This window comes from Gluconacetobacter sp., assembly GCF_047721585.1.
GTDB lineage: Bacteria > Pseudomonadota > Alphaproteobacteria > Acetobacterales > Acetobacteraceae > Gluconacetobacter > Gluconacetobacter dulcium.
This window is the reverse complement of sequence record NZ_JBDNXE010000003.1, coordinates 71,657-81,703: the sequence shown is the minus strand read 5'-3', so window position 1 is coordinate 81,703 and position 10,047 is coordinate 71,657. Positions and strand designations below refer to the sequence as shown.

6 protein-coding genes are annotated in these 10,047 nt (G+C 67.9%); 1 reads left to right on the top strand and 5 read right to left on the bottom strand.

Annotated elements, in window-relative coordinates:
* The coding region (locus ABF821_RS01515; protein ID WP_415528836.1) for a TonB-dependent receptor at nt 1-2,231 on the top strand (2,231 nt) is incomplete at its 5' end.
* Between the two features lie 131 nt (nt 2,232-2,362).
* Here the strand turns inward: ABF821_RS01515 and ABF821_RS01510 are convergent.
* The 5 genes from ABF821_RS01510 to ABF821_RS01490 form a co-directional block, all read right to left on the bottom strand.
* Nucleotides 2,363-3,685, bottom strand: a complete 1,323-nt coding sequence (locus tag ABF821_RS01510; protein ID WP_246402614.1) for a sensor histidine kinase — start codon at nt 3,683-3,685, stop codon at nt 2,363-2,365.
* 98 nt (nt 3,686-3,783) lie between these two features.
* Nucleotides 3,784-4,452 carry a response regulator gene (locus tag ABF821_RS01505; protein WP_415528835.1) on the bottom strand — a complete coding sequence of 223 codons (669 nt, stop codon included), beginning with the start codon at nt 4,450-4,452 and terminating at the stop codon, nt 3,784-3,786.
* A gap of 8 nt (nt 4,453-4,460) precedes the next feature.
* Nucleotides 4,461-7,529, bottom strand: a complete 3,069-nt coding sequence (locus ABF821_RS01500) for an efflux RND transporter permease subunit (protein WP_415528834.1) — start codon at nt 7,527-7,529, stop codon at nt 4,461-4,463.
* Nucleotide 7,530: 1 nt separating this feature from the next.
* The gene (locus tag ABF821_RS01495) at nt 7,531-8,697 is read right to left on the bottom strand and encodes an efflux RND transporter periplasmic adaptor subunit (protein WP_259654609.1); all 1,167 of its coding nucleotides are present in this window, start codon (nt 8,695-8,697) and stop codon (nt 7,531-7,533) included.
* The gene (locus tag ABF821_RS01490; RefSeq protein ID WP_259654610.1) at nt 8,694-9,989 is read right to left on the bottom strand and encodes a TolC family protein; all 1,296 of its coding nucleotides are present in this window, start codon (nt 9,987-9,989) and stop codon (nt 8,694-8,696) included. The genes ABF821_RS01495 and ABF821_RS01490 overlap by 4 nt, the downstream gene beginning before the upstream one ends.
* Nucleotides 9,990-10,047: the final 58 nt, after the last annotated feature.

Here is a 10,047-nt window from a genome sequence, read left to right as displayed (position 1 = left end):
CAGCCACCCCATCCTCGGCCACCCCATCCCCGGCCACCACGCCGCAGGGCGGCGCATCAGCGGCGCTGGAAACGGTGACGGTCACCGCGCAGCGGCGGTCGGAAAATAACCAGAGCGTACCGATCTCCATCCTGCATCTCGACGGCAAGGCCATCGCCAACGCCGGCTACACCGCATTGACGGATCTGCAATACCTCGCTCCCGGCGTGCAGTACGACCCGACGCAGGGCGCCGCTTTCCAGATTCGCGGCGTCGGCAGCACGTCGTTCGATTTCTCGAATGCGAAATCCGTCAGCGTCGTGGTGGACGACGTGGTCATGGACGCCCAGCGCGCCAACGGCATGGTCGGGATGGTGGATATCGACAATGTGGACGTGATGATGGGGCCGCAGGGCACATTGTTCGGCATGAACTCGACCTCCGGCGTCATCTCGGTGACGACCGGCAAGCCCCGCCTGGGCGTCCTGTCGGGCCGGCTCAGCACAAGCTATGGCGAACATAACGAGCGCATCATCAACGGCACGGTGAACGTGCCTCTGGGCAACAAGGCGGCCTTCCGCATTTCCGGCTTCGACAACGCGCAGGACGGCTTCGGCCGAAACGTGACCCTGAACCGGCTGGTCGGCTCGACCGACGAATATGGCACACGCGCGAAACTCTATGCCGAGCCGATGGAACATTTCGACATCACGCTGGAAGGCGATTACGCCCATCACTGGGACAGCAGCGTCCGCACGCCCGTCGGCGGGCAGCCGGCGAACGTCACCAGGATGCTCAACGCGCTGGGCGTCTTTCCCGGCCCGAAGAACGCCGACACCGCGGATTCCTTCATGGGTGGCATCACTTCCGAGGAATATGGCGCGTCACTGCACCTGCATACCAAGATCGGACAGAACGACCTGACGTTCATCACCGCCTATCGCGGCTCGCTCTACGACAACAACACGCCGGTCGATCTGCTGCCGTCCAACCAGTATGCCTATATCCCGTACAATCTCGGCCATCTGACGACCGAGAAATTCAGCGACGAAATCCACTTCGCCTCGCCCAAAGGCCATCTGGTCGAATATCTCGTCGGCGGTTTCTTCAACCGTCTCGACGCGCGGCAGACCCAGTATCAGTGGGGGACGCTCGGCGCGCCGCTGATCGGCGCCAACGGCGCCCGCCCCGGCACGCTCTATAATCTCTCCGGCGCGTTCGGCAAGGCGGGCAACACCTCGCTCTTCAATTCACGCAACGAATCCCTGGCCGCGTTCGGGCAACTCAAATTCAATATCTCCCCACATTTCAACCTGGCGATCAGCGGCCGCTACACGCACGACCGCAATTCCCAGAGCCTGGGCTATATATGGACGGATCCCGTCCCGCTGATGGGATACACGCCGACCTTCGTGCCCACCAGCGCCGCGCCCGTCTATCCTTATGGCGTCATGACCGGGCAGAATTTCTCGGGACGGATCTCGCCCGAATATCGCTTCAACCCCAACGTCATGACGTATTTCACCTTCTCGACCGGCTACAAGCCCGCCGGCATCGCCTTCGTCGGCAACAAATACGACCCGTATCATCAGGAAACGGTCAAATCCTACGAAGTCGGCATGAAATCCGAATGGCTGCATCACCGACTGCGTTTCAACATGGATCTTTATCGCGAGGATTTCACCGATTTCCAGGCCACGATCCTGACCCCGGTGCCCGACGGCACCGGCGGCACGATCCTCGCCAGCGCGATCGGCAATGCCGGCGGCCTGCGCAGCCAGGGCGTGGAAGGCAACGTGGCGTTCAAACCCCTTCCCGACCTGACAGTGTCTGGCGCGGTAACCTACACCAGCGCCTACTTCACCGATTACCAGGCCAATCAGAAGACCAGCTACACCGGCACCCAACTGACCAATGCCCCGGCATTCTCCGCCAACGCCGCGATAGATTACGACCATGACCTGACGCCGCATCTGGGGCTGCGGGCGCATGTCGATTACGCCTATCGCGGAACCTACTGGACGGTGGTGGGCCAGCCCGCCTATTCGAGAGTTCCGGCTTTCAGCCTGGTCAATCTCCGCCTCAGCCTGCTGCCGTGGAACAAGCGGGTACAGGTCGGCCTGTATGTCAGAAACCTGTTCGATCAGTATTTTTCGACCGGATACCAGTTATACGGCGCGACCGGCTATCTGCACTACACGACACCCGACGCACGGCGGACGGTCGGCGGCTTCCTGAACATCGCCTATTGATCCCCCTCCGACCTCACCCCGAGGGAACGGAACACCCCACGACCAACGGGCCGGCCCCAATTCCAGGCGGCCCGCCCGTTGCACACCCTGAAAGGCGGCGCTGGCGGTCCGGCATCGACATCGACCGTCTGTCAGGGCACCGTCACCGGGCCGGCCACCGCTTCGACGGTCATCAGCACCACCCGCGCCCGAAACCCCCGCTCCGTTCCCGGCACGGGCGAGGCGATCTCCAGCCCCGCGCCCATCTGCGCGGCAATGGTCGCGGCAATGGCCAGTCCCAGCCCGCTGCCATCGGCCGCACTGCCCCCCCGCACGAACGGTTCGGTCAAACCCGACAGGATGGCGGCCGGCAGGGCCACGCAGTCATTGACGATATCCACCACCCCGGCCCGCGACAGCGTCACCGCGATCGCGGCATCGGGCGTGCCATGATGGGCCGCATTCTCGATCAGGTTACGAAACAGAATGCCCGCCGCATCGATATCCCCGCGCGCGAACAGCGCCTCCATCCCGTCGCACGCCACCGTCACGACGGGAAAAAGCGGCGGCATATCGGCAAATTCCTCGGCCAGAATCTGCAACACCGCAATCAGGTCGAACCGCTCGTCCCCCATCGCGACCCCCGACGACGCGCGCGACAATTGCAGCAGTTTCTCCGTCATCCGTCCCAGCCGACGGATCTGCCCGATCATGGCACCCACCCGCCCCGGCGCCTCGGGCTCATGCAACTGCTCGCGCAGCATCTGCGCCTGCGCCAGCAACGCGCCGATCGGGTTGCGCAGTTCATGCGCCGCATTGGCCGCGAACGCCCGCTCGCTCGACAGCGCCTTCTTCAGCCGGTCCAGCAGCAGGTTGACGGCCATATGGATGGCCGACAGTTCTTCCGGCAGGTCCAGCGCCGGGATGGGGGCCAGATTGCCGCCGCCGCGCGCGCGAATTTCCTCCTGCAAGACCGTCAGCGGCCGCAGCGCCCGGCGCACGACCCAGCGCACCAGCAGCCATACCGCGGGCAGAAACACGATCATCGGCAGGATCGAAATCAGCGTCGCCCGCCGCACGGCCTCGCGCCGATGAAAGGTCGGCTCGCCCACCAGGATGTACTGGCCACCGTCATACGCCTTGACGACATAGACCCGAAAGCGCGGCCGGTCGTAAAACCCGCCCCGCACCACGGGGACGAAGGTCTCGGTCGGCGCGTTCTGCGATCGCAGCAGCAACCGCCCATCCGGGGTGGCGATCTGGTAGGCCAGCGTGCGCGGCCCGACCTCCGGCAGCAGCGCCACGGTGCCCCCGGTCGGCTGCACGGCATGGGCGGCAATCACGAACTCCAGCCGCTCGGCCACTTCCTGCAACGAATTGTCCAGCCGCTCCGTCACCTCGTAGCGCGTGAACCCCGCCACCAGCACGCTCAGCAGCGCCAGACAGCCCAGCACCACCACCAGCACCCCGGCCATGATGCGGGTGGCCAGGCTCCAGCGTCCGTCGCCACGCCACGCGGCCCCCCCTGCAACCAGCGCCGGCAACGCCCCGGCCTCCCGGTCCAGACGCCCCCTCATGTCCCCGCCTCGCGCGCCAGCCGATACCCGCGCCCCCGCACGGTCAGGATCAACCCGGCCCCCACCTTCTTGCGCACGCGGCTGATAAAGACCTCGATCGCGTTGCTCTCGATTTCCTCGCCCAGACCATACAGCGCATCCTCGATCTGCTCGCGCGAGCAGATGGCCCCGGCCCGCCGGGCCAGCAGCGCGATCACCGCCCATTCGCGCGCCGTCAGGTCCACCTCCCCGCCCTCGCGCGCCAGGCGCTGCCGGCCCAAATCGATCTCCACGTCCCCCAGCACCAGCCGGTTGCTGGCCAACGCGCCGTACCGGCGCGAAACCGCGTCGATCCGCGCCAGCAATTCGTCGAAATCGTAGGGTTTGACGACGTAATCGTCCGCACCGTCCGACAGGCCGGCGATCCGGTCGCTGATCTGGTCCTGCGCGGTGGCGATCATCACCGCCATCACCGATCCCCCCCGGCGGATCTCGCGCAGCAGGTCCCGCCCGCTGCCATCCGGCAAGCCCAGATCCAGCAGCAGGAAATCATAGGCGATGGCCGCCAGCGCCGCCCGCGCATCGGCCAGCGTCGTCAGCCAGTCCGCGGCATGCCCGGCCCGGCGCAGCCGCTCCTGCACCGCCGAGCCCAGCGGCCTCTCATCCTCGACAACCAGGATCCGCACGGCGTCCCCTATCCTTTTTTCCGCTCCCGCATCACCCGCGCATAAAGCGAGGGCAGCACCAGCAGCGTCAGCACGGTAGACGACACCAGCCCGCCGATCACCACCGTCGCCAGCGGCCGCTCGACCTCCGCCCCCGCACTGGCCGAAAACGCCATCGGGAAGAAGCCCAGGCTGGCCACCAGCGCGGTGGCGATCACCGGGCGAAACCGCTGTTCCGCCGCCTCGAACGCCGCCCGCGCCACATCCATGCCGGTGCGGCGCAGATGCTGGATGTAACTCACCAGCACCACCCCGTTCAGGATCGCAACCCCGAACAGGGCAATGAACCCGATCCCGGCGGAAATGCTGAATGGCAGCCCCCGCGCCCACAGCGCCAGAATCCCGCCCGTCGCCGCCATCGGCAGATTGACGAACACCAGCGCCGCCGACGCCACCGACCCCAGCGCCAGCACCAGCAGCGCGAAGATCAGCGCCAGCGCGATCGGCACCACGATCTCCAGCCGCGCCATGGCCGATTGCAGGTTGCGGAACTGCCCCTCCCACGTCAGCCGATAGCCCGGCGGCAGATGCACTTTCGCCGCCACCGCCGCCTGCGCCGCCGCCACGTAGGAACTCAGATCCCGCCCCCGCACATTGGCCTGCACGATCAACCGGCGCTGGATCCGGTCGCGGCTGATACGCGGCGGCCCATCGACCACCGACACACGCGCCACCTGCGACAGCAGCACGGCCCCCGCCCCATCGGCCCGGCGCACCCGCAGGCCCGCGATCTGCTCCACCGATCCCACCTGCTCGGCGGCAAAGCGGATCTGCGTATTCACCACCGCATCATCCATGATCACCGGGCGGCCGATATGCCCGCCCACCGCCTCCACGGTGTCCAGAATATCGGCCATCGTCACATCCAGCCGCGCCGCCCGCGCCCGATCGACATCGACATGAATGAACGGCACGGTCCCGTCCCCCTGCGCCGCCACATCCGCCGCCCCGCGCACGCTGTTCAGCGCCGCCACCACCTGGTCGCCCAGCCGCGACAGCACCTCCAGATCCGACCCGTAGATCGACACGGCGATCTGGCTGCGCACGCCCGACAGCAGATCGTCCATGCGCATCTGCACCGGCTGGCTCCACGAGAACCGCGCATCGGGCAGCCGCTCGCGCAACGCCCGGTCGAAGGCCGTCACCAGCCCCACCTGCGTGCGCGCGGTCCGCCACTGCGAAGGGTCCTTCAGAAAGATGAAACTGTCCGTCTCGTTCACGCCCATCGGATCGGTGGGGATGGCAGAGGTGCCGGTATTGCTGACCACGGTCGCCACCTCGGGAAAGCCCATCAGGATCTGCTCCTGCTTCCGGACCGAGGCCAGCACGGTCGGCAGCGACGCGCTGGGCAGGCGCGTCGTGGTCACCGTCAGCGCCCCCTCGCCCAATTGCGGAATGAACTCTCCCCCCAGCCGCCCGGCCAGCACGACCGAAACCAGGAACACCGCCACCGTAGCGCCGAACAGCGGGCCAGGATGGCTCTCCCCCCAGCGCACCGCCGGCCCGTAGCGGCGGCGCAACGCCGCCACCAGCCACGTATCGCCATGCCCCCGGCTGCCCCGCATCGCCAGCGCCGCGATCACCGGCACGCAGACCACGCAATAGGCCAGCGAGGCCAGCAGCGCCATGATGACGGTCTGCGCCATCGGGCGGAACATCTTCCCCTCGATCCCCTGCAAGGTCAGGATCGGCAGATACACCATCACGATCACCAGAATGGCGAAGGCGACCGGCCGCAGCACCTGCGTCGTCGCCGACACCACCTGCGTCCGCAGGTCGATCGTGCGATCCGCCGCGCGTATGGCCAGCAGATGCTCCACCACCACCAGCGAACTGTCGACGATCATGCCGAAATCGATCGCACCGAGGCTCAGCAGGTTGGCCGAAATGCCGAACTGCCGCATCCCCGCCATGGCGCAGACCAGCGCGAAGGGAATGACCGAGGCAATGACCAGCGACGCCCGCCAGTCCCCGATCACCACCACCAGCACCCCCAGCACCAGCGCCGCCCCCAGCAGCAGGTTCTCGCGCACGGTGGCGATGGTGCGGTTGGTCAGGTCGGAACGGCTGTAATAAGGCTCAAGCGTCACACCGGCCGGCAACGCACGCCCGATCCCCGGCAACGCATCGCGGATGGCGGCCAGCGTGGCGTCCGAACTCGCCCCCTGGCGCATCATCACCACACCGATCACGATCTCGCCCCGCCCGTCGCGCGTCACCGCGCCCAGCCGCGTGCGCGGCCCCATCGACACCGCGCCGACATCGCGCAGACGGATCGCGGTGCCGTCGGCATTGCTGCGCACCGGCAATGCGCCGAAATCGTCCAGGGTGCGGATCAACCCACGCCCGACCACGACCTGCTGCTCGGCATGATGCTCGATCCACCCGCCGCCCGAGGCCGCGTTGTTGCCGTCCACCGCCCGGTAGACCTCGCCGACCGACACGCCGTACGCATTCAGCCGTGCCTGATCCAACGCCACCTGAAACGTCTGCTCGGCCCCGCCATTGACGTTCACATCCACCACGCCGGGCACCAGCTTCAACTGCGGCACCACGCTCCAGGTCATCAGCCGGTTCAGGTCCATCAGCGACCGACCGGCGCCACGGATCTGGATCTGCATGATCTCGCCCATGCCGGTGGCCAGCGGCCCCATATTGATCGAAAGCCCCGGCACCGCGATCAGCGACCGCGCCTGCATGATGCGTTCGTTGACCCGCGTGCGGTCCAGATCGATGTCGGTCTCGTCGTCGAACTGCACATAAACGACCGAAACCCCCGACCGCGAGACCGATCGCAGGTCGTTCATCCCCGGAATCCCCGCCATGCTGGCCTCGACGGGGAAGGTAATCAGCCGCTCGACCTCCTCGGTCGCCAGTCCGGGTGCCACGACCGAGACCAGCACCTGCCGGGGCGAGATATCGGGCACGGCCTCCACAGGCAGCCCCATCACCGCCACCATTCCGGCCAGCATCAGCGCAACGGCGCCCCCCAGAACCACGAAGCGGTTCGCCTGGAGCAGATTCAACAGGGCAAGCATGTCAGTCGTCCCCGCCCACCCCGGCCAGCAGCACCATGGATTTCAAGGCAAAACTGCCATGAGCAGCCACAGCCTGCCCCGCCGAAAGGCCGGAAAGAACGACCACCCGCCCCTCACGCTCCACACCGACCGTCACCGGCACCGGCCGATAGCTGTCCGCCCCCTCGCGCACGAACACCACGTCCCGGCCGGCGATCCGCTGCACCGCTTCGGCCGGCACCAGCATCCCGCTCCGTCTGTCGGTCGTCTCCAGTTCCGCATCCAGCATCATGCCCGGCCGCAACACGCCATCCGGATTGGGCACGACGCTGATCACGCGCACCAGTCCCGAGACAGGCGACGCCGCGCCACTGACCGAACTGATCCGGGATTCGATCCGCCGCCCATCCAGCAGCACGCTCTGCCGCCCGCCCACCACCAGCCGCGCGGCGTCCTGCGGCGACACGTCGGACACGATCCAGACCGACGACAGGTCGATCAGCGTCGCCGCCACCTGCCCGGCCTCGATATCGCCGCCGGCCGACACCCCCACATCCTGCACCATGCCGTCGATCGGGGCGAGCAGCGACGAGGTCTCGTCCCCGCCGGTGGTCGTCCGCTCGCTGACGGAATTGAATTCCTCCTCGAAGCGATGCGCCATGGTGCCCACATCCGCCTGTCGGGCCGCCACGGTGCTGCGCGCCTCCTGCAATACCGCCAGCCGGCGCCGGAGTTCCCCCTGCGAAACGGTGCTGCCCGCCAGCATCTCGGCCCGTTTCCACGCCGCCTCGGCCTCGGCCCGCGCCGCCAGCGCGCTCGCCAGCGCGGCCCGCATCTGCACCGCCTGCAAGCGCGCGACATGCAGTGAATGATCCAGGTAATCGACCAGCACGCTCTCGCGCGCCACATGCTGCCCGGCCATGACATGCACCCGCAGCACCTTGCCCGCACCCACGGACCGCACACGCACGATCCGCGTCTCGTCCGCCATCACACTGGCCAGCACCGGCAGCATCCGCGACAGGCTCCCCGGCCGCGCCACGCTGTCGGTCAACTCCTCGGCCCGCCGCGCCTCAGCCCCGATCGTCACCGGCTCCGGCAGCACCGGCGCGTCGGCCCGGACGGCGGAAGACAGGAAAAGACAGCCCATCCCCACCACGCACGCCAGGCGTGCCCGCACATCCCTCATGGCGTCGCCCCGGTCGCGATGGCGGCGCGCAAGATGGCCGCGTGCCAGCCGATTTCGGCGGAATTCAGCGCCAGAATGGCGTTATAGGCCCCCAGCCGCGCCCGCAATGCCTCGATCAGCGTCGTCTCTCCCACCTGCCAGGACCGTTCCATCTCGTCGGCGCGCCGGTTCAACGCGGCGGCCGACATCCGCGCGCTTTCCAGCGTCGTCCGCGCCGCATCCAGCCGCGCGCGCACCTGCGCCAACTCCACCCGCACCATGCGCCGTGCCTGCGTTTCCTGGCTGCCCGCCGCCGCCAGCCGGTTCCGGGCATCGGCCATCATCGGCACGTTGCGCGCCTCGCTGGGCAGCGGCACCGAAATCTGCACCCCCACCCGGCTGTCCCAAGGGCTGCCATACTGCCCCTCATGGATCGCCCCGACCCCGATTTCCGGATTGGGCATGAAAGACGCACGGGCCAGCCGCACCGCTTCCTGCGCGGCGGCCACATCCCGATGGGCCGCCCGCACCCGCGGGTCGTTATCCTCCACCACCTGCGGCATATCCAGCCGCGTGCGCGACAGAAAGCCCGCGTCGTAGGACAGGATGTCCGGCAGGCCGGGCCGCCCCAGCAGCACCGTCAGCGCCGCATCGGCCGTCGCCACCTGCTCGCGCGCCAGCCCGGCCTCGGTGCGCGCGGCGGCCAGTTCGGCGGCGGCCGCCTGCTGGTCGGCCGCCGTGGATTCGCCCACACGCTGCGCCCGGCCGACCGCATTGCCCACGCGCTGCATCGCCTGCACCAGCGACAGCGCCACCGCCAGCCGGCGCTGGGCGATCACCAGGGCGGATGCCGCCTCCAGCACCCGCACGGCCACGGCCATATGCGCGACATTCAGCTTTTCCTGGATCGACGCGGATTCGGCCTGCGCCACCCGCCGCGTCGCGGTCCCCTGCCCCGGCAGCCACAGCGGCACCGAAACCGTACCCTGATAGGTGGTATAACCAATGTTCGAGCCGATCAGATGATCGTCATAATATTGCGCCGAAACCACCGGCCCACCGGGAAACCACGATTTCGCGGCATCCGCCCGCGCATCGGCCGACTGGCGGTTGGTCGTCAGTTCGGAACGGGTCGGATCGATCGCCCACGCGGCACTCACCGCCTCATGAAACGACAGCTCGGCCGCCCGCGCCCCACCGGCCGAGCCGGCCAGCAGCCCGGCACCCAGCAGCCCGGCACCCGGCATCACGGCCAGCATCGCGGCCAGCATGACACCCAGGCCCGGCTTTTCGACACCGCGCCGACGCAACAAGCCCCCTGGCATCCATCCGTCCCCACGCTTCGAATGGCCCGCTGCCATCCCTGTCGAA